Origin of the sequence: Streptomyces albospinus, assembly GCF_014648695.1 — a bacterium.
Lineage (GTDB): Bacteria > Actinomycetota > Actinomycetes > Streptomycetales > Streptomycetaceae > Streptomyces > Streptomyces albospinus.
Map to the genome: position 1 here is coordinate 17264 of NZ_BMRP01000057.1, position 22194 is coordinate 39457.

Below are 22194 nucleotides of genomic sequence, written 5' to 3' on the forward strand. Positions count from 1 at the left end.
CATGGGGTGCGGATCAGGCGAGATCTCCGAGCGCTGCGGCGGCGCGGGTGATCTGTTCGTCAGTGTGCAGCGCGGAGACGGCGAACCGCACGAGGCCCGTGCCCCGCGCGACGGTGGGGTAGAAAGCCGGGGTCACCAGGATCCCGGCCTTCCGCAGCCGTTCGGCCGCGGCCAGTGCGTCGGCCTCGGCGGCGAAGGCCGCGCCCCGTACAGGCGAGCGTTCACCGGCGTTGACCAGTCGGCCGTACGTGTGCTGGTCGAACAGCTCGGTGTTCTGCCACAACCGGTCCTGCAACGGGACCACCGCGCCGTCGATGTGCAGCCGGGCCGAGGCCAGGTTGGCGCTGACCATGGGCAGGGCGATGGGGCCGCCGAAGATCAGCGGGTTGCCGAACTTGCGCAGCACTTGGGTGTCCGCGCGGTCGCGCAGCACGCCGAATCCACCTGCGCCGCCGAACGCCTTGGACAGCGAGCCGACCAGGATCACCGAGTCGGGCAGGGCCGCGCCGAACGCCTCGTGCGCATAGCCGCCGCCCTGGGGGCCGGCGATCGAAATCCCGTGCGCGTCGTCGACGTAGAGATAGCCGCCCGCGGCCGCGGTCAGGGCGTTGAGTTCGACGACGTCGATCAGCCCGCCCATCGAGCCGATGCCGTCGACCAGCACGATCGGGGTCCGTCCTGCGGCCACCGCCTCGTCGAGCAGGGCGCCGAGCCCGGCGGTGTCGTGCGCGTCGAACCGGCTCACCGGGCCGATCTGTTCGAAGATACCGCGCAGTACCTGGATCGAGGCGTGCGCGGTGCGGTCGACGAGGAACACCGGTCCGGCCTCGGCCACCGGGTAGCTGGGCAGCGCGTTGGCCGCCAGCAGCGGCAGCACACCGAGGTGGACGTTGCCGACCGAGGTGAAGGCGGTGACCGATCGCAGGCCGTAGATGCGGTCCAGGATCGACTCCAGTTCCTCCAGGTCGTCCAGCCGCATCCGGGTCCGTGCGGAGGCGAAGTGCACGCCGGCGCGGTCGATGGCCTCTTTCGCACTGTGCAGGAGTTGGGGGTGTACCTCCAACCCCAGGTAGGAGCAGGAGACGAACTCGACGGCCTCGCTGCCGTCGGCCAGTTCGACCACCTTGCCCCGGCGGCAGCGGAAGACATGCGAGGTCAGGTCGCGCTCGGTGGCGAGGGTGAGCGCGTCGGTGGTCTTTTCAAGGCGGTTGGTCAGCCAGTTTTTGGAGATCTCCAGCAGGGCCACAGACAGTCCTCAGATGAGTGGAAGCGTTCGGATGCCGGAGTGGGGGGGTGTTTCCGGACTTGGGTCGGCCGTCAGAGTTCGACGAAGAACGGAGTCTTGCCGCGTGTGTTGCGGACGAAGTCCGTCGTCGGAACGCACCGCAGGGTGAAGCCTCGGAAGCCCGGCATGGCGAAGACCCGGCCGAGGTGGTAACCCTCGCGCAGTCGCCGGAGCACCTCGTCGCCGGTGGGGCGGACGGCGAGCCGGTCGGAGAGCAGGAGGAGGACGTCGAATCCGCGGTCGGGGGCACGCCGTACCTGGAACTGGCAGTCGACCGGGTCGGCCACTCCGACCCCGCGCAACTGAGCCATGACCAGGTCCTGGGAGATCGTCGCGCCGTCGACGTTGAGCGAGCGGGGCACGCGTCCGGTCAGCGTGATCCGCGAGGCGTGGCTGCCGCAGGCGCAGCCGCCGCCGGTGTGCCGTATCGCACGGTCGCCGATTCGGAAGCGCACCAGGGGCATCCCGGTGTCGGTCAGCGTGGTGGTGATGACCTCGCCTTCCTCGCCGTCGGCCACCTCGGCGCCGGTCTCCGGGTCGACCACCTCGACGTACATCGCGTCGTCGTGCACGTGGTGGGTGCCGTCGCCCTGAAAGGGACACTGGTAGCCGATCGGGCCCGTCTCGCTGGTCGAGTAGGACAGCGACCGCACCCGCAATCCGGGGATCGCCACGGCCATGACCGCCGCGCGGGCCGCCCCGAGGTTCTCGCCGATGTACAGGTAGGTCCGCAACGATGCCAGCGACGCCAGGTTCGCCGGGTCGGACAGCAGGTCGGCGCCCATCGCGGGTGAGCCGATCAGCGTGTCGATCCGGTGTTCGCGGACGACCTCCAGCAGTTCCTCCGTGCGCATGGAGGTCCCCAGGGGGTAGGTCTGCGCGCCGAGGCGCCGGGTGAGGTCCTGGGCGAAGGAAAACGCCCCGTTCAGCTCACCGGGGTAGAGACAGTTGCCCACCCGTCTCGGAGCAGTCGTCAGCGCGGCGCGTACGCCACGTGCGCCGAGGTGGGTGACCCGGGTGTCGAACTCCCAGGAGTGGTAGAGGACTTTGCGCTTTCCCGAGGTGCCGCTGGAGCGCAGCACCATTCCGCTGTCGACGCTGTCCAGCGCCAGATCGGTCACCGCGGGCGGACACAGGTCCTCAAGCGCGTCGGGGGACATGAGGGGCAGTTTGCGCAGGTCGTCCGCGGTACGGACGTCCTCGATGCCGGGCCATCGGGCTGCCGCGGCGGGACGTTTCACGATGGCATCCACCGTCGCCAGCAGGTTGTGGCTACGCAAGCCGGCGAGTTCTTCTGCTCCGAGAGCTTCCAAGTCGTCCGCTAGTTGAAAACGCGAATTGTTTGACCGTAAAGGGTGCACAGATAGCGACAATTCCGCTTCCCCCGTCGTTCTTCACTGAGCATCCACATATGCCCATCGGCGCTTACGCTACGCGGAGCTCAAGCGGCCCGGTCTAGCGAAATCCAGCCAACTCCCGGCCTGATCTTCAACGAAAGCCATCGAATGCGGCGCCGGATCCGCAGCCCTGCATGATCACGCAATTCAGCAATCGGCACACACGGCAGCGGCCCCCACTTCGACGTGCACTCCAACCGCTTCTGTGCGCAATTCATTTGCCCCTGGAACGATTCCGCGAGCGACATCACGCTTCAGCCGCCGCAGCAATATTTCTTGATCACAGCTTCACCGTTATGTCCCTGCGGCAGTGATGTTGCTCCAGGGTGCTGTTGCTCCAGCCGCGGTGCGCCCCCGTACGGTTTACCTGTGTGCTCCACCTCGTAAAACGGGGTGGAGCACTCCACGACGATTGCCTCCACTCGCCGCCCGACTTCGGTCGCCAGGGGCTCCCTGCGGGCCGAGTCTTCGATCGGCCGCCATCCCGTCGGCGGGCCGGTCTCCCAGGCAACGCGCTGTTCCATCTCGCGCCCATCCGGGCACGCCAAGCCATCGACCGGGCAGAACCATTCCGCATCCGCCCAGTAGCCAGGCCACGGAAGATGCCGTCTGCCAGCCGTCATGCCACAGAGCGAGACATCTTCGCACCAGTTTCTGTTCCGCGATCGCTCTAGAGGGAGAGGGGGCAGCCGATGATGGGGAGGCAGTGACTGTGGGCGTGGTGGTGATGGTGGTTTTCATAGCTGTGGTGGTGGTGCCCGTCGCGGACGAGGGGCTGCGCCTGGGCGGGCGCGATGCCCCCGAGGGCCAGGAGTGCACTTGCCGCTGCGATGGTCGTTATTCGACGAAGACGCGTCATGGCTTGTTCCTCCTTTGTGGAATTCAGCGGCACCTGCAGACAGGCGCGCCAGGAGCTACGCATTCACCCAACGGTACCCGTTTGGCGGATCAGGCCGTCAAAAGACTGGCCCGTTCGAGTGAGTCACACACCCTCAGCTGTGCTCCAGGGTCAGCTGGTCGGCCGCCCCCGGTGCGGGCCCGTGTGGAGGCGCCTCGGCTGAGCGGGCCAGGCAGTCAGGTGGTCGGGGGCCAAAGAGGGACGCCGTCGTCCGGGACAGCTCGTGGAGATGGTGCCGCGTCCACCTCTTCGGTCAGGACGGCTCTGGCGAGGTTCAGGCAGGTCGCCAACTCGCTTAGGAGCTCCCCATGTTCCTCGTTCTGGTGGGCGACGGTCTTCCTCAGCTCGGCGACGGTCTCTCAGAGCCTCCCCTCAGGCTCCGGCATCCGCACCGTCTCGGTCCGGATCCACTGAAAGAACTCGTTCTTCAGATCCGCATGCCGCTTCCTCAAGACCATGCAATGGACGCCGGCCTCGGCAGCGAGGCAACGCCGGTCGGGCTCCGGCACCTGCCGGTCACTCGCCGGCGCGGGTGGTGGTCACCGGTCGAGGTCCTCGCCGAGGCTTGCGCCCGCGCGGAGGATTTCGTGGGTGGCGACGGAGGAGGGACGACGAGCGCGCGGCGGTTCCCCTCCCACACCGCCTCCGAGATCCGCGCCCGGCCCGACTCCCCGCGGGACGCGGTGTCTACGCGGGACTACACCCGAACACGACCTACCGCCGGACGCGAGCCCTCACCTGCTCCCATCCATCTGGGGCGCGGGCCGGTGCTGATGTACCTGCTCCCACTTCCAACCTGACTCCCGCAGGGCGCTGGCGCGTTGTACGAGCGCGTCGATCCGAGTGGCTGCTTCGGTCGGCTCCCAGTAGTGATGGGATGCGGTCGTCTGGTCGGGATGCTTGCGATAGAGGACGCTCGGCTCTGCTATGAATTCACCGGGTGCCACAGCCTCCGCGGCAAGGAGCAGAGCAACCGTCTCGGCTCCGGACAGTGCCTGCCAGCCGCCGAGCGCCATCACCAGGCGACGGTGAGCGGCGAAGGTGGTCGCCTGAACGGACAGTTGCCGTTCCAGTACCTCGTGATAGAAGCGGGCAGGCTCCAAGGGGCCACCCGGAGGGTCGTTCGGACCGGGAGCCGTGCTCCCGTCCTCGTGCAGGTCGATGCAGGCGGATACGCACCATGGAACACGTTCCAGGGTCTCGATGTCCCGCTCCAGTGCGCCCGGCAGCAGTACGTCATCTGCGTCCAACGTCCGAATCAGGTCCCCTGTCGCGCGTGCGAGGGCGTGTGTGCGGGTGACCGCTATGCGCGCTCGCAGCCCTGTGCCGAAGGTGATCCTGGGGTCATCGGGCAGGCTGTTCGCAGGGATGCCCGAGGTGCCGTCCTCTTGCACGCACCACTCCCATTGCCAGTCATCTGGCAGCTCTTGTTCGCGCAGGGATTCATAGGTGTCACCGATGAAGTGGTGGCCGCCTTCGTGTACGGCGGTGATGACGCTGATGGTTCGCATGGTCTGGGTCCTGTCGGAAAGGGGATATCCCGCCCGCGATCATGACACGCCTCGATGGCCAAAGCCTCACCCTGGGTGTCCGGTGCGTGCACCCAGCTGCGAGTCGGAAGGGGGCCCGCCCAACGGCCGCCCCAACAGGCAGGGGCGCTGGCCGCCAGGCGACGTCGACCAGCAGGTACTGTCGGCCAGCCGACCAGTGCGCGTCCCATCCCCACGCCGGAAGACCGCCCCGGACTCGGCGGACTGGATGGTCCCCGACCTACGCCGCCGCCTCGCCACTGCGCTCGGCCAGGCCGCCGAAGAGCTCACGGAGAAGGCGAGGCCGCCGCCGGGGTTGTCGCCGCGGGCTCCTTCCTTGAACGCATGCTGCTGCGCATAGCGCGGGCGGCCTGGCGGCCAAGGATCTTGTGACCGCCGCCGTCGGGGATGCGGCCGGGCTTTTTGTCTGCATTGCGGTGGGACAGGAAGACCTCCGTGCTGTGCCGTCCTGGACAGCTCCACCACACCGGAAGTCTTCGCCGTGATCGAGCCCGACGACTGTCACCCACGCTCGTGATCGATACAGGGGCGGGAACGGCAGCCGTCGAAGCGCTCCGCATGAACGAACTCCCCTGGCGGACGAGGCCCACGGCGAGGTACGGCTCGTGCTCGACGGCACCTGGGAACTGGCCGTCGATGGTGTTGAGGTCACGGTGGGCGCGGGCGAGATATACGAGGTGTCGACAGGCGGACGCCACGCGTGCGCACAGGCAGCCACGGCACCCTGGTGCTCGTCGAAGTACGGGCGGAACAGGACGAGCAGGCGGACGCCGCCGCTGCGATTGGCTCGTGCACCGCCCTCTGGTGTAGAACTCTCCCGATCCATCATGATCACGTCATTCTTCACTTCACGGGGGACTTTTCGATATGAAGCCAACTCAGCGGCTCATCGGCACACTTGCGCTCCTCGCCGCGCTCGGCAGCAGCCTCACCGCCTGTGGCCCGGAGGACGACCCCTACGGCAACAGCACCGGCGGCTCCAGCGCCTCGGCCCGGCCGTCGAACAAGCCGGCCCCGTCGGCCCCGAGCAGCAAGGCCACGAACCAAGCCGAAGGCCCCGGTGACTGCGGGACGCCGCCCAAGCTGCCGGCCGGGCACAAGATGGTCGAACCCGCCGTGCCCCCGTCGAAGGGCTCCTTGTCGGCCAAGGACGCCAAGCCGGCCTGCACGCCCAACGACTGGATCTACCACGGGCAGGGCAAGGCCAAGTACTACCTCTTCGCCCGGGACGTCAAGGCGGAACTGGCCACCGGGTCCGGCGGCACGAAGTCGGTTCCGGTCGGCGAGCTGTGGATGCACGCCGGTGACTGCATGACGAACTCCAGCGCCGTGAAGGCGCCTTACACCTGCTCCGGGAACATCTACGACATCACCCTGGACTCCAAGGGCAACATCAACAGCATCAAGGAAGTCTGGCACCCCTGAGCCAGGCGCGCCAGACCGGACGGACCCCGGCGGGGACGACGAACCCTTCGTGCGCCCTCGCCGGGGTCGCCGGTCGGCCGGCATCAGGTGCCGGACAGTGGCGATGATTCGGGCAGCCACCAATCGCGGCGCGGAAGCGCGAGAAGATCGTTCGTGACGGGTGGGGCTACTCATCGCCGGGGCGTCCTCGTCCGGGTGGTGGGCCGGAAGGTGTAGCGGCCCCACCACGTAGGGACGGGCTGTGCCGTGGCTGCGGGTCGAGTCAGCCAGTGCCGTCCGCAGTAGGGAGCTTGTCCACGATGGTCTCGTCCGGGCCGACGGGGCGCCCGTCGCCGGAGCGGACCTCCAGCGGGCTCAGCGGGTGCCCGTTCCGACGGTCGAGGAGTCGCGAGTGCGCCTCCCCTGGACCGAAGCAGTGCACCTCGCCCCACTGGCGCAGCGCCACGATGACGGGGAAGAGCGCACTGCCCTTCTCTGTGAGCACGTATTCCTGGTAGCGGCTGCCGTCGGAGGCGGGCACGGTTTCCATCACTCCGGTCGCCTCCAGCGTGCGCAGCCGGCTGGTGAGAATGTTCTTGGCGATGCCCAGGCTTCGCTGGAACTGGCCGAAGCGGCGGCTGCCGTCGAACGTGTCGCGCACGATCAGCAGTGACCACCAGTCGCCGATGGCATCGATCGACCGGGCAACGGGACACGGTTCGGCGTCGAACCGCGTGCGGGCGACCATGACACTTCCTCCTTCGCAAGACATCCGGTTGCAACATGCTACCTCCTGACCTAAACTAAGGTCCAGCAGGTAGCAAGTTGCAACCAGCAATGGGGGGCGCCGTATGCCGAGCGACCGCTCGACGGCCAACGGCCGGACGGCCGTGAACACCGCACTCGCTCCGACCGGGCCGCCCTCCGCGCGCCTGGTCCTGCTCTTCGCCGTTGCCTGCGGCAGCGCAGTGGCCAACGTCTACTTCGCCCAGCCCCTGCTGGTCACCTTCGGCGAGCAGTTCTCGCTCGGCTCCGGCCTGCTCGGCGCCATCGTCGCGGTCACCCAACTCGGATACGCCGCTGGCCTGTTCCTGCTCGTCCCGCTCGGCGACCTCGTCGACAGGCGCAGACTGATCACACTCCAACTCGGGCTGCTGGCTGCCGCGCTGCTGATCGCAGGTCTGGCACCCGGGACCGCTGCGCTGCTCGTCGCCCTCGCGGCGATCGGTGCGCTCGCCGTCGTCGCCCAGACGATGGTCGCCGCAGCGGCCCAACTCTCCGCTCCGGCCGTTCGGGGGCGGGTCGTCGGTGCGGTCACCAGCGGGGTGATCACCGGCGTTCTGCTGGCCCGCACAGTGGCAGGCGTAGTGGCCGACCTGGCCGGATGGCGCGCCGTCTACCTCTTGTCGGCCGTGGTGACCGCGACGCTCGCCGTGCTCCTGCGCCTGGCCCTGCCGGCCGACCGGCCGCCGACGGTCACCATGCCGTACCGGCGTCTGGTGGCATCAACCGTCATCCTGTTCGCCCGCCACCCTCTGCTCCGGGTCCGCGGCATGCTGGCGCTGCTGGTCTTCGCGGCCTTCAGCACACTGTGGAGCAGCGTCGTCCAGCCACTCAGCAGTCCCCCCTGGTCACTGACGCACACCGCGATCGGCGCGTTCGGGCTCGCCGGAGCGGCCGGAGCCGCAGCCGCGGGAGCCGCCGGTCGATGGAACGAGCGCGGTCTCGCACAGCGCACCACGGGGACTGCTCTGGTCCTGCTCGCCGTGTCGTGGCTCCCCCTGGCCTATACCCGGCAGTCACTCTGGGCCCTGGCAATCGGAGCGGTCCTCCTGGACTTCGCCGTCCAGGCCGTGCACGTCACCAACCAGTCCCTCATCTACGCCGTCCACCCGGATGCCGGAAGCAGAACCATCGGCGGCTACATGGTCTTCTACTCGGCCGGCAGCGCCCTCGGCGCCATCGGCTCCTCCACGGCATACGCGGCGGCAGGTTGGACGGGGGTGACCGCCCTGGGAACGGCATTCAGCTGCTCAGCGCTGCTGCTGTGGGTGACGAGCCGGCGTCTGGGCCACGGGGCGTGACTTCGTCAACTTGACCCGGTCCTGAAGGACCGGGCTGGGAGCAGATGGATCGCGCCGCTCCGGCGCTGTTGGGTGTCAGGAAGTACGGATGCGATACCCACGAGCGCCAACACCTTCCAGGGCGCGTATGCGATGCCGTCGGCCACGTGCATGGCCCGGTCGGGATCGGTGGCGGCGACCACAGGTGCGATGTCGGCCAACGCCGCTTCCTCGTGCTCGATGCCGCCGATCGTGGAGACCATGCTCAGGGCCCGGTCGAGATCCGTGGCGGCTACGGCTTGCGCGGTGCGTGCGACCGCCTCGGCTCGCCGAGCGCGATCGCCCCACCATGCGCCCCTCCGGAGTACCGCGGACCACGACCCGCGCATCGGAGCGGCGCGGCAGCGCCAGGAAAGCCTTGAAAAACGTACAGCGGCGCCCACACGCGTCGTCTGGTGGCACGCCACCCGGACGTCGGTTTCGTTCCCGACAGGCTCCGGCAGGGTGCACAGGCTCGGGTCGAAAGTGCCAGTGATGTGGAGATCGGGCAGCCTGTAGAGCGGAGGGACAGGGGTGCCCGCATAGTCTCCCAGTGCGCATACCGCGGTGGCCACTGCCTGGTGCTGCTTCAACCGATTGATGGCCCGTTCGACGGTGTTGCGTTTCTTGTACCGCTCCTCGTCGAAGCCGTGTGGCCGCCCACCGCGTAAGCCTTTGCGCAGCCGGGCGGCCTGGCTGTCGGTCTTCTCAGGGAAGGTGTGCCGAATGCCGCGTTGGCGCAGGTACTGGCGGCACGGGCCGTTGCTGTAGGCCTTGTCGGCCGCGATGCTGTCGGGCTTCTGCGGGGCCTGCCGGGCCCGGGCCCGGGAACACGGATCTTCTCCAGCGCCGGCTTGAACTGGGTGCAGTCGGCCCGCTGCCCCGGTGTGACGATCAGGGAGAACGGGCGGCAGCGGCCGTCGGCGCTCAGGTGGAGCTTGGTGGTGAACCCTCCTCGTGAGCGACCCAGGCCCTCACCTTCTGCACCACCTCCACCAGGCGGGCGTGCAAGCTCTGCCATGCGGTTTCGCCCTGATGTTCTGGGACTTCGGCCCCCTTTGAGGCGGGAACCGGTAGCGGGTCGGTGCGGGCCCCGGCCGCGTGCTGGGATGCGCACGCACGATGGTGGAGTCCACGGAGATGTTCCAGTCGATCTCACCCGCGGCATTAGCCGCAGCCTGAACCTGCTGGAGCAGACGCTCCCACGTCCCGTCGCCCCACCACAGCCGATGCCTTCGTAGACCGTCTTCCACGGCCCGAACCGCTTGGGCAGGTCACGCCAGTGCACTCCGGTCCGCACCCGGTGCAGAATCCCGTCGATCACCTGCCGGTGATCCCGCCACCTGCCACAACGCCCGTTGCTGACCGGCAGCAACGGCCGCAGCCGTTCCCACTCGGCATCACTCAGATCACCCCGCCCCATGTCCACTTCAACGATCCGGACGCCGAGCAGTCACATGATCGGCCGGACAAGTCCTAGCTAGGCGTGCGGGCCGATGGTCAGAACGGGCGGTGCTGGCGCCAGGACACAGCTTCTTGTGCTGGACGAGCCTTGTCGTGAGCCGGCTCGACCAACAGCGGGGTACCGGCGTCGGGCCGATGGGGCGTGAGTTCATCATGGTGCGGAGTACTTCAGTGCTGCGCCAGGGGGCGCGGACCGTGGTCTCACAGCAGCCCAAGAATCGGCGCCGGTGCAGGCGTCGCCCAATGGGCGTTGTCCAACCTGACTTTGCAGGTCGCGGGGCTGGAGTGGGCCGAGGTTGGGGTGCTCGTACCGATCGGGGCTGTGATCGGTAGCAGGTGATCGTCCGTCAGCGCTCCGAGGCCGACCTCCCGCAGCCTGGCGATGATCTCTTGTTGTGCCGGGCGGTGGTGATCTCCGAGGAGCGGCCCGGCCGTGCCGCCGAGATCGACAGCAGGCTGCCCCGCTCGTCGGTCAGGGCCAGGAACAGCAGGGCATGGGACTTGTGCTTCCCGCTGTAGTTCGGCCGGTTCTCGTCCCCGGTACGTCTGCGGGTGCGCACCGGGATGCCGTCGAGCAGTACGACGACACCACTCTTCCGGGCGGCTTTCTTCAGAACGCGGTCCATGTGCGGGGCGCGCGCGGCGAGCAGGTCGATCACTTCCTGCCGGGAATCGCACGGTGTGCGCTGTCGCGGCTGCCTGGAGGCAGGGACCCCACCGTTCGGCTGACGGGGTGCGGCCACTCGGGTATCAGCGTGTGCCTTGACGACGATGCAAGGGGTTCGTCGACCGGCGAAGTGACATTTTGCAGTGGTCTCATCAGTCGTGATCTGGAAGACGCTCTGACGGTTGACCGGTCGCCCTTGAGGGCGTGGCTCTGGGATGGAGGAGACGGCTGATGGGCAACGGCGGACGACCGTCACGGTCCGGTTCATCCGGGCGGCCGGAGCGCCCGATGCCGGAGGACGCGCATGCGCGGTGGCGTCTCCGGCGGATCGGCGCCGCTATGGCTGCCGGTGTCGCTGCGGCTGCCGCGCGTGCCCGGGCCATCGCGCGGCGGGTCGGGGAGATGCCTGCGCCGCCGGGGCCTTTTCGGCCCGGGTTCTGGCGCAGTCCGATCCGCGGTCCCTGGCTGACGTCGGTGTTCGGCTTGGTGCTGCTGATCGGCATTCCGGTGCTCTTCCTCACCGGCGCGCTCTCCTACGCCGCCTACAACCCCGATCTCGGCCCGCTCAATGACAAGACGCCCGGCAAGGGCCTGCTGGGTTTCTATTTGTTCGACTGGCCTACGCACCCCTACTGGCTGTACCGGCTGACCCAAGGCGTGCACGTCACGCTGGGCGTGGTCCTCGTGCCCGTACTGCTGGGCAAGTTGTGGTCGGTGATCCCGAAGCTGTTCGAGTGGCTGCCGGTACGGAGCTTCGCCCACGGTCTGGAGCGGCTGTCCCTGCTGATGCTGGTGGGCGGCGTCATCTTCGAGTTCGTGACCGGGATCCTCAACATTCAGCTGTACTACGTCTTTCCCGGCTCGTTCTACACCCTGCACTTCTACGGCGCGTGGGTGTTCATCGCCGCGTTCATCGTCCATGTGTGCCTGAAACTGGGCCGGATGTCGCGGGCCTTGGGCTCACGCAGTCTGGCCACGGAACTGCGTACCGACCTCGCGCACACCGTGCCCGAGCCGCCCGTCCCCGACGGCCTGGTGCCGACCGCACCGGCGGCGCCGACGATGACGCGGCGCGGCGCCGTGGGGTTGGTGGGGGTGGGCTCGGTGGCCCTGCTGGTGGTCACGGCAGGGCAGAGCATCGGCGGCTGGCTGCGGAACACCGCCTTGCTCGCGCCGCACAACCGCAACCCCGGCGGCGGCCCGATGGACTTCCAGATCAACAAGACGGCCGCAGCCGTCGGCGTCAACCCGGCACATGTGGGTCCTGCGTGGCGGCTGGAGGTACGCGGCCGCGCACCGACGCTGGTCATCACGCGCGCGCAGCTCCTCGCGATGCGCCGGCACGACGCTCTCCTGCCGATCGCCTGCGTGGAGGGATGGTCCACCGACGACCAGCACTGGAGCGGCCTCAGGCTCACCGACCTCGCCGCCATGGCCGGGCTGCCCGGGGCCGGAAGCGTCCTGGTGGAATCCGTCCAACCGGCCGGCTCTTTCCGCTCGGTGGTGCTGCGCGGCAACCAGATCCACGACCCGCGATCGCTGCTCGCCCTGCGGGTCAACGGCGCGGACCTTTCGCTCGACCACGGCTACCCGGCCCGGATCATCGTCCCGGCCAACCCCGGCGTGAACAACACCAAGTGGGTACGCCGGCTCACCTTCAGGACATGACCATGGCACGCTTCGTTCGCTGGTACGGCTCCGGGCCTCTGCACCTGCTTGTGCTGATCTGCTCCTTCGCTCTCACGGCCTACGCCATGGTGCGCCTGTTAGCCGTTCGGCCTCTCGACGTGGCGATCTGGTTCGTGGGGGCGGCAATCCTTCACGACCTGATCCTGCTACCCCTGTATTCGATCGCCGACCTGTCGGCTCACTCCGTGCTGCGGCATCGCACCGGCCGGGTACCGACCGCGGCATGGATCAACTACCTGCGCGTACCCACCTTCCTGTCCGGTGTGCTGCTGCTCGTGTGGTTCCCTCTCATCCTCGATCTGGCGATCCCTTACCGAGGCGACACCCGGTTGCCGGAAAGCGTCTACCTCGGCCGGTGGCTGGCGATCACCGGCGCGCTGTTCGGTGCGTCGGCACTGGCCTTCGCTCTCAAACTGCGCCGCGTCCGGCGAGCCGTCCCCGCCGATGAGGACCGGCCCCCGCCCGGTCACGACGCCAAGCCGTGACGCCCGAGGAGGAAAAGTCGCCCTCCGCACGCGAGGACCCCTACGCACTGGCCCTGCAAGCCGGTCGCGGGCCGGTGTACCTGAGGTTCGCCGACGGGCGCCGGACCCGGTTGCCGGTACGCCGCTGGGGCGCGCGGCCCACCGGGGCCGACGAGACGTTGCTGGAGCGCTGCAACGGCCCTGTACTCGATGTCGGCTGCGGACCGGGCCGCCTGTGCGGGGCGCTCCTGGACCGAGGCGTCTTCGCCCTTGGTATCGACGTCGCTCCCCACGCGATCGCCCGGACAGAGACCCGCGGCGGGGCCGCACTGTGCCGGTCGGTGTTCGACCCGCTGCCGGCCGAGGGAAGCTGGCAGTCCCTGCTGCTCGTCGACGGGAACATCGGCATCGGCGGCGACCCGCATGCCCTGCTCCGCCGCTGTACCCAACTCATCGCCCCAACGGGAGTCCTACTCGTCGAAGTCGAGCAGCACGATGTCGAAGAGGGCTGCACCGCTTGGGTGGAGGACACGCACGGCAACCGCGGCCCAGCGTTCCTCTGGGCGTGCCTTGGGGCGCCGGCTGTCCGCAGGGTCGCCGAAAGCCTCGGGCTCAGCGTCACCGACCAGTGGATCAGTGGCCGACGGTGCTTTCTCTCCCTCGGCCGTCACGACTCACGTCCCTCAGTCGTCGCATCTCACGCGCCCCGGGCGCAGCTGCGGTGAGGAGGTGGAGCGTGTGCGGGCGGCAAGTCGAGCGGGCCAGACGCGCCAGAACCTGCCGCCCTGTCAAGGCAACCATCGACGGCCAGGAGGTGCGATCCGCCGATCGTGCTGTTTGAGTGAGATGAATCCGCCGCTCAGGGAGGCTGCGATGGACGACCCACCGGCACCTGAAGCGGTCTACGGTGCGGGCGGCTGCTCAGGCCGTCCGGGCCGGGCCGCGTCGGCTGGCCGGAGGCGGACGGACTGCCGCCGATGAGCGGGCGACCGATCGGTGACCATGCGCTGCTGTCCGACTGCCGCTCGGCCGCCCTGGTCACCTCCGACGGCTCAGTGGACTGGCTGTGCCTTCCCCGCTTCGACAGCCCGGCGCTCTTCGCCCGGCTCCTCGACGAGGACGCCGGCCACTGGTCCATCCGCCCCACCGGACCCGCCGACGTCAGCCGCCGCTACGTCAAGGAGACCCTCGTACTGGAGACGACCTTCCGTACCACCGGTGGAACGGCGGTCCTACGTGACGCACTCGCTCTGGGACGGCGCGAGCGCGGACACGCCCTGGGCACCGCGTCTCCCGGAATGCTTCTGCGGCAGATCACCTGTACCGAAGGACAAGTGCCCGTCGAGATCACCTATGCGCCACGCCCGGAGTTCGGACTCGTTCACCCCCTCCTTGCAACCGTCCGGGGCGGGCTCGCCGCGTACGGAGGTGCCCACGTCCTGTTGCTGTCGACCCCCATCGACCTGAGGGTGAGCGGTTCCACCGCGCACGGTCAGATCACCCTCCAGGCGTCGGACCGCCTCGGCTTCGCACTGCACGTCGGGCCGGCATGGGGAACCGAGCCGATGCGCTGGCGAGCGGGGCGTATCCGACGGCGCTTGAACGACACCGTCGAAGGCTGGCGCTCATGGTCCCGGCTGCACCGCGGCTACGTCGGCCCCTGGCAGGACGAGGTAGGCCAGAGCGGACGCGTGCTGCGGGCACTGACCTTCGCGCCCACGGGGGCAATTGTCGCTGCGGCCACCACCTCTCTGCCCGAGCGTGCGGGCGGCACACGCAACTGGGACTACCGCTACACCTGGGTCCGCGACGCCAGCTTCACTCTGCAGGCGCTGGCCACCGCCGCCTGCGAGAAGGAGAAGGACAAGTTCTTCGGCTTCCTCGCCCGAGCCGCGGCAACCCAGCTCCACCGCGGCGTGGACCTGCAGATCATGTACGGCATCGGTGGCGAACGCGACCTGAGTGAGCGGATCCTGCCCCACCTTGCCGGCTGGCGCGACAGCACCCCCGTGCGCAGCGGCAACGACGCATGGCGCCAACGCCAGCTCGACGTCTACGGCGAACTCCTCGACGCCGCCTACCAGACCTTCCCGCCCAACGAGCGCCTGGACCCACCCACCCGCGCATTCCTGCTCCAAGCGGCCGAGACAGCCACCCGCCGCTGGGCCGAACCCGATCAGGGCATCTGGGAGACTCGCGGGTCGCGCAGACACTTCCTGCACTCGAAACTGATGTGCTGGGTCGCCTTGGACCGGGCCATCGCGATGGCCTCCACCCTTCAGGCCGACGAACGCGTACCCCACTGGCGGCACGAGCGTGACCGGATCCGCCAAGCCGTTGAACAGCGCGGATGGAACCCCCGCCTGGGCGCCTTTACCCAGGCGTTCGACAGCGACGACCTGGACGCCTCGGCGCTGATGCTGCCTATCGTCGGCTTTCTTCCCCCGCAGGACCCCCGTGTCCAGTCCACCGTACTGGCCATCGCCACCCACCTCACCGACCGCAACGGCCTGATCCGCCGCTACCTCGGCGACGAGATCGAAGGAGGAGAGGGAGCCTTCCTGCTGTGCACCTTCTGGCTCGCCCAGGCCCTCGCCCTGACGGGACACACCACCCGTGCACGGCAGGTGTTCCAAACCGCCGTCGCGCACGCCAACGACGTCGGCCTCCTGGCCGAGGAGACCGACTCCACCACGGGTGAGGCCCTCGGCAACTTCCCACAAGCCTTCAGCCACATCGGGCTCATCAACGCCGCCCGCGCCATCCGCGACGCCGAGCGGGAACCCGCACCACGACGATTCGAACGCTAGCTCCCACCACGAAGCAGCGGGTGGCGTAAGAAGGCGTCAGATCACAGGTGAGCGTAGATGACGCATCGCGCAGGCCCGCCTCGGACGAAGCCGAGGTCCGTCAGCGCTCCGAGGCCGGCTTCCCGCAGCTTGGTGGTGATCTTGTTGTGCCGGGCGGTGGTGATCTCCGAGGAGCGGCCCGGCCGTGCCGCCGAGATCCACAGCAGGTTGCCCCGCTCGTTGGTCAGAGCCCGGAACAGCAGGCCGTGGGCCTTGTGTTTTCCGCTGTAGTGCGGTCGGTTCTCGTCCCCGGTACGCCGGCGGGTGCGGACCAGGGTGCCGTCGAGCAGCACGACGACGCCGCCCTTGCCGGCGATTTTCTTCAGGGCTCGGTCCAGGCGCGGAGCACGCGCTGCGAGCAGCTCGATCACTTCCAGAAGCCAGCGGCGCACGGTGGCAGACGCCGTTGCCGCCCGCCGTGTCGGAAAGTCGCTGGTCGTGGCAGCGGACGGCGAGGGCGATCAAGGCGATTCGGCCGGGTGGGAGCTTGCGCCAGCGGGAGCCGATCTTCTTCAGATGGCCGCGGACCAGGCCGGCGACCAGGTCCAAGGCGGCGCTCGACAGTGGTAGGCGGGACTGGCAGACAAGCCCTTCAGTGCCCTCGGCGGGGCGGCCGTTCATTCGCACGGACACCCCAACTCCCTCCGAAGGCCCGTGCGTTACGCCGACATCCGGCCGACATCGGTCATGCGCGAGGCTGCGGCAACGTAGTGAAGCGGCCAGCGGCGGTGCAGTGCAGCCAGCCCTGGTCCGCCGGACACCTGAGCATGTCGCGCACCTGCTCGACCTGCCCTGGCCGGGTGCCCCTGCCGAGCTGGACGCTGACGTCCCTGGCAGGCACCGGCTCCGAGGACGCGGACACGATCTTCATGATCGCCTGGTAGTCGGCGGGCAGTGCGCTCTCCGTCCATGACCGGCTCTCGGTACGGGACCAGCAGCATCCCGCCCGCCCCCGGGCCAGCCGTGACCCGCTCCAACTCCCCGGCCATGACCGGATCACCCGCCTGCCCCGAAGAAGGAGCTGATGATGGCGGAGTTCTGGCAGGGCTCCCCCATGGGCCCGCCCGTACAGATCAGCTTCAAGCCCGGCACCACCCGATGGCAGCTCGGCATCCTCAACAACGCACGCCTCAACTCGGGCGCAGGGCCGCAGTGGTACGACGGCGCAACCCTCTCCAAGGACAGCTGGCACACCATCGCGTTCCGGAGCGTCAAGTCCTTCCCGTGAAGCCGGCGATCCGGAAACCGGCAGTCAAGGAGGCCCGAGCGGCTTAGGTGAAGTTCGCTGCTGATCCTTGGGACGCCGTTAACGAAACGAGGGGTGCACGAAGCGACATGTAGCCGAGCGTGGTGTTCGCCGGGGCGATCTCACCGAGCGTGCCCGGGTCTCGGGCGTGCGGTGGAGACATGGCCTGACGGGTGCACCATTGCGTGGCGGGCTACATCGCTGCTGGCCATACGGGTGGTTCTCCTGTCGTGCCCGGCCAGAGTGACCGATCAGCTCGGGGCGTCTCACCCAAAACTGTCAGGGACGGGACCGGACATCTGACGAGTGGCTCGGCGGACTCCCAAACCAACGAAGGAGGACGACGTCGTGGCCTCTTCTCGCCCGACCGCACTGCCCACGCGGACGGATGTCCTGATCGTTGGTGCAGGCCCCGCCGGGCTCACACTCGCCGCCGGCCTTGCCCAGCTCGGCGTGGACCACGTACTCATCGAACGTGCCGATTCCGTCCAGCCCGGCTCCAAAGCCGCCTTCGTTCAGCCCCGCGCTCTGGAGTACCTCGACCGCCTGGGTGTTGCCGATGGCCTGGTGGCCGCAGGAAAGCGAGGTCGCCACTTCAGCGTGCACGACGGCGCGCGGGCTCTGCTCCGCGGGTCCTACGACGGCGTGGACACCCCGTTCCCGATGATGCTGCTGGTCTCCCAGCAGGCCACCGAGGAGCATCTCAATCGCCGTCTGACCGAGCTGGGCGGCATGGTTCACCGCCGCCACAAGCTCATCACCTTCAGCCCTGACTTTCCCGGCGTGACCGCCGCCGTCGCCGCGCCCGACGGCTCGGTGCGTGCCGTGTACGCCCGCTACGTGATCGGCGCCGACGGCGTTCACAGCAGGGTGCGCTCCACGGCGGGGATCGACTTCCCTGGCACGGCACGAGAGCAGCTGTTCGCCTTGGCGGATGTCCGCCTCGAGCCGGGTTCGGCTTCCGCGCTCCTGGAGGACACCACTTTCTTCTTCTCTTCCGAGGGAATGCTGCTGACGTCTCCTCTGGCCGAGGGCCAGCACCGGGTGGTTGCGTCCGTTCCTCCCGGTTCGAAGGCGCCCACCGCCGAGCAGACCGAGACGCTACTGGCCACCCGCGGCCCGCGGGAAGGCGGTCCGAAGGTCGCCGAGGTCATCACAGCATCCACTTACCACGTTCAGGAACGCGTGGCCGAGAAACTCTCGGACGGCCCGGTCTTCCTCCTGGGGGACGCTGCGCACACCCACAGCCCGGCCGGGGGCCAGGGCATGAACACCGGGATTCAGGACGCCGGCAACCTGGCTTGGAAGCTCCATGCCGTGCTCGCCGGGCTCGCCCCTGAGGGTCTCCTGGACACCTACCACGGCGAGCGCCATCCCGTGGCTTCGGGTCTGGTCGCGTTCACCAGCCAGCTCACTTCACTCGCCACCATGCACGATCCGGAACTGTGCCAGCGGCGCAACGACATCGTCGCCGCAGCCGCCAAGGCACCCGGCATCACCGACTGGCTGGCGAGGCAGTTGTCCCAACTCGACATCAGCTATGCGACTGAACCGGCCGACGGTGCCTACCGCGTCGGGCAACGTGTCTCCCCTAGGCTCGTCCCGGCCCAAGGTCTCGACTGGACCCTGGCCCTGCCCACCTCCCCCACCGGGCCGACCGAGAGCGGCCGCATCGCTCCTGTGAGCCTCCAGTTCGTCGACGCGTTGGAGACGCCTCTCCTCATTCGGCCGGATGGCTACTTGGCGGCCCATGGGGTCTCCGACCGATCCGCACGCTGTGCCGGCCGACCTCGCCTCCTACCTGCCCGGAGGGCCGACGCGATGAGTCGGGCCACAACGGCGGACACAAGACCACTCCACGCCGCCGTCCGCGCTCCTGTTTCCACAGTCCTCCGGTGCTGAGCGGTCCTGGTCAGGGCATGATGGCGCCGAAGCCGCCACCCGCCGGCGGGACGCTGCGGCTGTTGAAACAGGCTCAATGAGCAAGAGGACAGGACCGACGCTGAGGCACCGCAGCGCTTCACATCACTTGACGATCTCCATCGCCGCCATCATGCCCGCGTCCTCGTGGTTGAGGATGTGGCAGTGCAGGACGGTCTTGCCCGTGTAGGTGTTGAAGCGGATCCGGATGACGAGCTGTCCCTTGACGGGAACGCTCGCGGTGTCCTGCAGGCCATGGCCCTGGTGTGGACGGCCGTTGATGCTCATCAGCTGGAACTTGTTGACGTGCACGTGGAAGGAGTGTTCCTCGTTGCTGTCGTTGCGTACGGTCCACTCCTCGACCGTGTTGAGCTTGGGCCGGATGTCCACCCGGTTGGAGTCGAACTGTTTGCCGTTGACGTAGTACTTGCTCCCGTCGGCATTCTCGGAGAACACGATGGTGCGCCGCGCGGCGATCGGGTCGTGGCTGAAGTCCAGTCTCGGGGCGAAGGACGAGGTCGGCAGCGGTGCCGACCGCGCTGAGGGGCCCTCGGAGTCCAGGGTGGCCAAGGTCGCCTGTGGGAAGGAGTTGCCGCCCGGACCGGTGTTGTAGGCGAGTGTCTGGAGCTGGGTTCGCCCCCGCGGACCGCCTTGGACCAGCACGTCGAAGCGGGTGCCGGCCGCCAGAAGGAGGGAGTCGGCCGTCCAGATGCGGTCGGAGGGAGTGCCGTCGTGGGCGATCACATGGAACTGCTGCCCCTGGAGGTGAACGTTGTAGTAGATGTTGGCGCTGATGTTGGCCAGCCGCCACAGTTGGGTCTCGCCCGGCCGGATGCGGATGACAGGGTTGATCTGGCCGTTCACGGTGCGGTTGGTGGGTGCGCTGATGTGCAGGTCCTGGACCTTGACCGCGTCGCCCTGGAGCTGGAAGTCCTTGAGGGCGATGACGTGTTCGGTGATGTTCCGCAGGTTCGCCGGCAGATACTGCTGAAGCCCGTCGACGACGATGACGCCCGACAGGCCACCGGCGACCTGCGGTGCGGAAACGGGGTCCGCGTGTGAGTGGTACCAGTAGGTGCCGGCCCGCAGGGTGTCCGGGAACCGGTAGGCGTAGTGGTGGGTCTCTCCGGGACGGATGTGGATGAAGATGTTGTCGGAGTCGCCGGACGGCGAGACATGAAGTCCGTGGACATGCAGATTGGTGTCCTGGCTCAGCCTGTTCGTCATCGACAGGTAGAGCGTGTCCCGGGGGCGGATCCGCAGCGTGGGCGGCATGTACCGGCCGTTGTAGGTGAGGGCCCACAGCTTTCGGCCGGCCACGTCCACCTGCCGTCTCTCCACGACGAGGTCCACCCGCAGGACGCCGTTGCGGCTCACTACCTGCTCCGGCTCCCGCAACGGGGCACCCGCGGGGAACGACGGCGTCTGCGAAGGGGAGGACGACGGCCGCGAAGGCGACCCGCCGCCGGTGCAGCTGCTCACCAGTGCGATCACGGCGAGGGTCAGGGCGGTGGCACGGCGGAGCAGCCTGCGCGGACACCGCATCACGCCTCCACAGCCGGTCCCGACCTGACGCTTCGACCACCACCAGTAGACATACGGTGGAACCCGCACGCGATCCGGGCGGACCGTTCGCGTGAAGGCGATCCCCCCATGCCACCCGCGGCGGGAGCCTCAGCACCGCGGCGGATACGACGGTGCCGGGCAGGGGAGAGGCTGCTCGGCCCAAACCCGCCACCACACTGCTGCGGGCTCTCCTCGTCCTGACGAACGCGGAGATCAGCCGCTGATCCGCCTCGGCAGATGATCTCCCCGAGACGATCAGGCCGACCACCAGGGCGAGTACCCGTACAGCCCGAACATGCGGGCCGGGCTGGCGCAGGCGATCTCGATCCAGCGGCGGCGGCTGATCCGGCCCTACCGCGGGTCGGTCTCGCCCCGCTCCAGCGCCTGCTGCACCAGCACATCGATCGCGATGCCGTTCTCGGCGTGCATCATGACCAGCCCGCCGTTGCCCGCGGCCTGTTGCATCGCCCGCAGAATCTGCCCGTCGTCGCTGTAGAAGACCCCCGGGTATGCGGTGAAGAGCTTGAACGAGCTCACCCCTTCGGCCACGAGGCCGTCCATCTCCCTCAGCGAGGACTCGTTCACGTCGGAGAGGATCATGTGGAAGCCGTAGTCGATCGCGCACTGGGCGTCGGCCTTTGCGTGCCAGGCATCCAGGCCCTCCCCCAGTGACTTGCCGACCGACTGGACGGCGAAGTCGATGATCGTGGTGGTGCCGCCCCACGCCGCCGCGCGCGTACCCGACTCGAACGTGTCAGAGGCGTAGGTTCCTCCGAAGGGCATTGCCATGTGCGTATGGGCGTCGACGCCGCCCGGAATCACGTATTTGCCCGTAGCATCGATGAGGCGCTCCGCGGTCCAGTGCTGCGTTCCGATGGAGGCGAGGGCCACGATGGGGCCGTCTTCGATCAATACATCCGCATGGATCTCTTCGGCGGCCGTGATGACAAGGCCAACAGTGATCAGAGTGCGGGTCACCCTTCGCGCCTCCCTGCACCCACCGGGTACGCCCGTGGCCCCGGTGGAGTCGTCGAGTCGAACGTGGTTCTGTGGGAACGCCGTTGGCGGCGCAGTACGCGTGGTGGAACCGGTCGTGATGTCGCGGCCTCACCGGTGCGGGTCGATGTCCGTACGAGTCCCATCGGTGTCCGTATGAGTCCCCGCGGCCTCAGTCGCGCCCACCGTCTGATCGCAGTTCGCCGGATGGGCTGCGCCGACCGTCAGAACATCCCCGGTCACCTTGGCCAACGTGATTCTTGAGCGACGTGGCCAACTCACTCAGCGCCCCGCCGCCGCCCACGGCCACGGCGAGCGCATCAGCGAGCGGCCCCAGCTCACCCGGCCTCGCCGTGCCCCTCCCCTTGACCAACCCCCGTAGCTCACACTCCCGCCCCAGTCAGTCGGACAACTCCGCGAGCCCCTGACTCGAACCATCGCCTTCAACCGACACCGACAACCCCACACCGGACATCGATCCCCTCCCGCACCATGTGACGTGCGATCAGTGTCGTGCCTCACGTAGGCAGCACAACTCACCACTCCTCACACGCCAGTTGGCGCGCACGCAGGCCCAGGCATTCCTGTCGTCGGCAAGGTGCGGGCTACGCGACGGGTAGGTCACTACAGGGTTGTTTCTAGTGTCCTGCGCCAGAGATCCGTCGGCAGAAGTGGGCGAGGGAGCCGAGGATTTCCT

The 22194-nt window shown here is 68.4% G+C and carries 18 protein-coding genes and 4 pseudogenes; 9 read left to right on the forward strand and 13 right to left on the reverse strand.

What is annotated here, in order from left to right:
• Positions 1–13: 13 nt before the first annotated feature.
• From IEZ17_RS36985 to IEZ17_RS37000, 4 genes are all read right to left on the reverse strand, one after another.
• Positions 14–1246, reverse strand: a complete 1233-nt coding sequence (locus IEZ17_RS36985; protein WP_189308015.1) for an aminotransferase class I/II-fold pyridoxal phosphate-dependent enzyme — start codon at positions 1244–1246, stop codon at positions 14–16.
• Positions 1247–1317: 71 nt separating this feature from the next.
• Positions 1318–2565 carry a phenylacetate--CoA ligase family protein gene (locus IEZ17_RS36990; protein ID WP_189308016.1) on the reverse strand — a complete coding sequence of 416 codons (1248 nt, stop codon included), beginning with the start codon at positions 2563–2565 and terminating at the stop codon, positions 1318–1320.
• 787 nt (positions 2566–3352) lie between these two features.
• Positions 3353–3541 (reverse strand): hypothetical protein, encoded by a 189-nt coding sequence (locus tag IEZ17_RS36995; protein WP_189308017.1) that lies wholly within the window; start codon positions 3539–3541, stop codon positions 3353–3355.
• 773 nt (positions 3542–4314) lie between these two features.
• Complete coding sequence (locus IEZ17_RS37000) at positions 4315–5091, reverse strand: glycosyltransferase family 2 protein (RefSeq protein ID WP_189308018.1); 777 nt, start codon at positions 5089–5091, stop codon at positions 4315–4317.
• A 644-nt stretch (positions 5092–5735) separates the two neighbouring features.
• Between IEZ17_RS37000 and IEZ17_RS43390 the strand changes: the two are divergent.
• Both IEZ17_RS43390 and IEZ17_RS37010 read left to right on the forward strand, forming a co-directional pair.
• Positions 5736–5783, forward strand: a pseudogene (locus tag IEZ17_RS43390) (hypothetical protein); the annotation flags it as partial.
• Positions 5784–5997: 214 nt separating this feature from the next.
• A complete protein-coding gene (locus IEZ17_RS37010) occupies positions 5998–6555 on the forward strand; it encodes a hypothetical protein (protein ID WP_189308019.1) in 558 nt (185 codons plus the stop codon).
• A gap of 262 nt (positions 6556–6817) precedes the next feature.
• Here IEZ17_RS37010 and IEZ17_RS37015 read toward each other — a convergent pair whose 3' ends face one another.
• Entirely contained in the window at positions 6818–7282 is a 465-nt protein-coding gene (locus tag IEZ17_RS37015) for a winged helix-turn-helix transcriptional regulator (RefSeq protein WP_189308020.1), read from the reverse strand.
• Between the two features lie 103 nt (positions 7283–7385).
• Between IEZ17_RS37015 and IEZ17_RS37020 the strand changes: the two genes are divergently transcribed.
• Positions 7386–8618: an MFS transporter gene (locus IEZ17_RS37020; RefSeq protein WP_189308021.1), complete on the forward strand. Its 1233-nt coding sequence runs from the start codon at positions 7386–7388 to the stop codon at positions 8616–8618.
• A gap of 5 nt (positions 8619–8623) precedes the next feature.
• Here the strand turns inward: IEZ17_RS37020 and IEZ17_RS37025 are convergent, their stop codons facing one another.
• The 4 genes and pseudogenes from IEZ17_RS37025 to IEZ17_RS37035 all read right to left on the reverse strand — a co-directional run bounded on the left by IEZ17_RS37025 (position 8624) and on the right by IEZ17_RS37035 (position 10759).
• Positions 8624–8860: a hypothetical protein gene (locus tag IEZ17_RS37025; protein ID WP_189308022.1), complete on the reverse strand. Its 237-nt coding sequence runs from the start codon at positions 8858–8860 to the stop codon at positions 8624–8626.
• 369 nt (positions 8861–9229) lie between these two features.
• A pseudogene (locus IEZ17_RS45085) lies at positions 9230–9550 on the reverse strand (hypothetical protein); the annotation flags it as partial.
• Between the two features lie 332 nt (positions 9551–9882).
• Positions 9883–10059, reverse strand: a pseudogene (locus tag IEZ17_RS45090) (transposase); the annotation flags it as partial.
• A 388-nt stretch (positions 10060–10447) separates the two neighbouring features.
• Positions 10448–10759, reverse strand: coding sequence for a transposase family protein (locus IEZ17_RS37035; RefSeq protein WP_189308024.1), 312 nt, complete (start codon positions 10757–10759; stop codon positions 10448–10450).
• A 410-nt stretch (positions 10760–11169) separates the two neighbouring features.
• Here IEZ17_RS37035 and IEZ17_RS37040 point away from each other — a divergent pair, with 410 nt between their 5' ends.
• The 4 genes from IEZ17_RS37040 (at position 11170) to IEZ17_RS37055 (ending at position 15730) form a co-directional block, all read left to right on the forward strand.
• Positions 11170–12435, forward strand: a complete 1266-nt coding sequence (locus tag IEZ17_RS37040; RefSeq protein WP_229853002.1) for a molybdopterin-dependent oxidoreductase — start codon at positions 11170–11172, stop codon at positions 12433–12435.
• A complete protein-coding gene (locus tag IEZ17_RS37045) occupies positions 12432–12941 on the forward strand; it encodes a hypothetical protein (protein ID WP_189308026.1) in 510 nt (169 codons plus the stop codon). The genes IEZ17_RS37040 and IEZ17_RS37045 overlap by 4 nt, the downstream gene beginning before the upstream one ends.
• Positions 12938–13645, forward strand: coding sequence for a class I SAM-dependent methyltransferase (locus tag IEZ17_RS37050; protein WP_189308027.1), 708 nt, complete (start codon positions 12938–12940; stop codon positions 13643–13645). Before IEZ17_RS37045 ends, IEZ17_RS37050 begins: the two co-directional genes overlap by 4 nt.
• Before the next feature lie 252 nt (positions 13646–13897).
• Positions 13898–15730 carry a glycoside hydrolase family 15 protein gene (locus IEZ17_RS37055; RefSeq protein ID WP_189308028.1) on the forward strand — a complete coding sequence of 611 codons (1833 nt, stop codon included), beginning with the start codon at positions 13898–13900 and terminating at the stop codon, positions 15728–15730.
• Positions 15731–15771: 41 nt separating this feature from the next.
• Here IEZ17_RS37055 and IEZ17_RS43395 read toward each other — a convergent pair whose 3' ends face one another.
• Positions 15772–16161, reverse strand: coding sequence for a transposase family protein (locus IEZ17_RS43395; RefSeq protein WP_229853003.1), 390 nt, complete (start codon positions 16159–16161; stop codon positions 15772–15774).
• A 635-nt stretch (positions 16162–16796) separates the two neighbouring features.
• Between IEZ17_RS43395 and IEZ17_RS37065 the strand changes: the two genes are divergently transcribed.
• Together IEZ17_RS37065 and IEZ17_RS37070 are read left to right on the forward strand one after the other, a co-directional pair.
• Positions 16797–16997 carry a hypothetical protein gene (locus tag IEZ17_RS37065; RefSeq protein WP_189308029.1) on the forward strand — a complete coding sequence of 67 codons (201 nt, stop codon included), beginning with the start codon at positions 16797–16799 and terminating at the stop codon, positions 16995–16997.
• Positions 16998–17363: 366 nt separating this feature from the next.
• Complete coding sequence (locus IEZ17_RS37070) at positions 17364–18917, forward strand: FAD-dependent monooxygenase (RefSeq protein WP_189308030.1); 1554 nt, start codon at positions 17364–17366, stop codon at positions 18915–18917.
• A 123-nt stretch (positions 18918–19040) separates the two neighbouring features.
• Here the strand turns inward: IEZ17_RS37070 and IEZ17_RS37075 are convergent, their stop codons facing one another.
• The 3 genes and pseudogenes from IEZ17_RS37075 to IEZ17_RS45095 form a co-directional block, all read right to left on the reverse strand.
• Complete coding sequence (locus tag IEZ17_RS37075; RefSeq protein WP_189308031.1) at positions 19041–20480, reverse strand: multicopper oxidase family protein; 1440 nt, start codon at positions 20478–20480, stop codon at positions 19041–19043.
• Between the two features lie 375 nt (positions 20481–20855).
• Positions 20856–21479 (reverse strand): annotated as a pseudogene (locus tag IEZ17_RS37080) (amidohydrolase family protein); the annotation flags it as partial.
• Positions 21480–21669: 190 nt separating this feature from the next.
• A complete protein-coding gene (locus tag IEZ17_RS45095; protein WP_373300057.1) occupies positions 21670–21897 on the reverse strand; it encodes an effector-associated constant component EACC1 in 228 nt (75 codons plus the stop codon).
• Positions 21898–22194 lie beyond the last annotated feature (297 nt).

Coding starts and splice junctions, on each gene's coding strand:
- IEZ17_RS37040 (WP_229853002.1), top strand. CDS start 11,170: ATGCCTGCGCCGCCGGGGCCTTTTCGGCCCGGGTTCTGGCGCAGTCCG.
- IEZ17_RS37055 (WP_189308028.1), top strand. CDS start 13,898: ATGAGCGGGCGACCGATCGGTGACCATGCGCTGCTGTCCGACTGCCGC.
- IEZ17_RS37000 (WP_189308018.1), bottom strand. CDS start 5,091: ATGCGAACCATCAGCGTCATCACCGCCGTACACGAAGGCGGCCACCAC.
- IEZ17_RS37010 (WP_189308019.1), top strand. CDS start 5,998: ATGAAGCCAACTCAGCGGCTCATCGGCACACTTGCGCTCCTCGCCGCG.
- IEZ17_RS36995 (WP_189308017.1), bottom strand. CDS start 3,541: ATGACGCGTCTTCGTCGAATAACGACCATCGCAGCGGCAAGTGCACTC.
- IEZ17_RS37075 (WP_189308031.1), bottom strand. CDS start 20,480: ATGCGGTGTCCGCGCAGGCTGCTCCGCCGTGCCACCGCCCTGACCCTC.
- IEZ17_RS37020 (WP_189308021.1), top strand. CDS start 7,386: ATGCCGAGCGACCGCTCGACGGCCAACGGCCGGACGGCCGTGAACACC.
- IEZ17_RS37045 (WP_189308026.1), top strand. CDS start 12,432: ATGACCATGGCACGCTTCGTTCGCTGGTACGGCTCCGGGCCTCTGCAC.
- IEZ17_RS37015 (WP_189308020.1), bottom strand. CDS start 7,282: ATGGTCGCCCGCACGCGGTTCGACGCCGAACCGTGTCCCGTTGCCCGG.
- IEZ17_RS37065 (WP_189308029.1), top strand. CDS start 16,797: ATGGCGGAGTTCTGGCAGGGCTCCCCCATGGGCCCGCCCGTACAGATC.
- IEZ17_RS37025 (WP_189308022.1), bottom strand. CDS start 8,860: ATGGTCTCCACGATCGGCGGCATCGAGCACGAGGAAGCGGCGTTGGCC.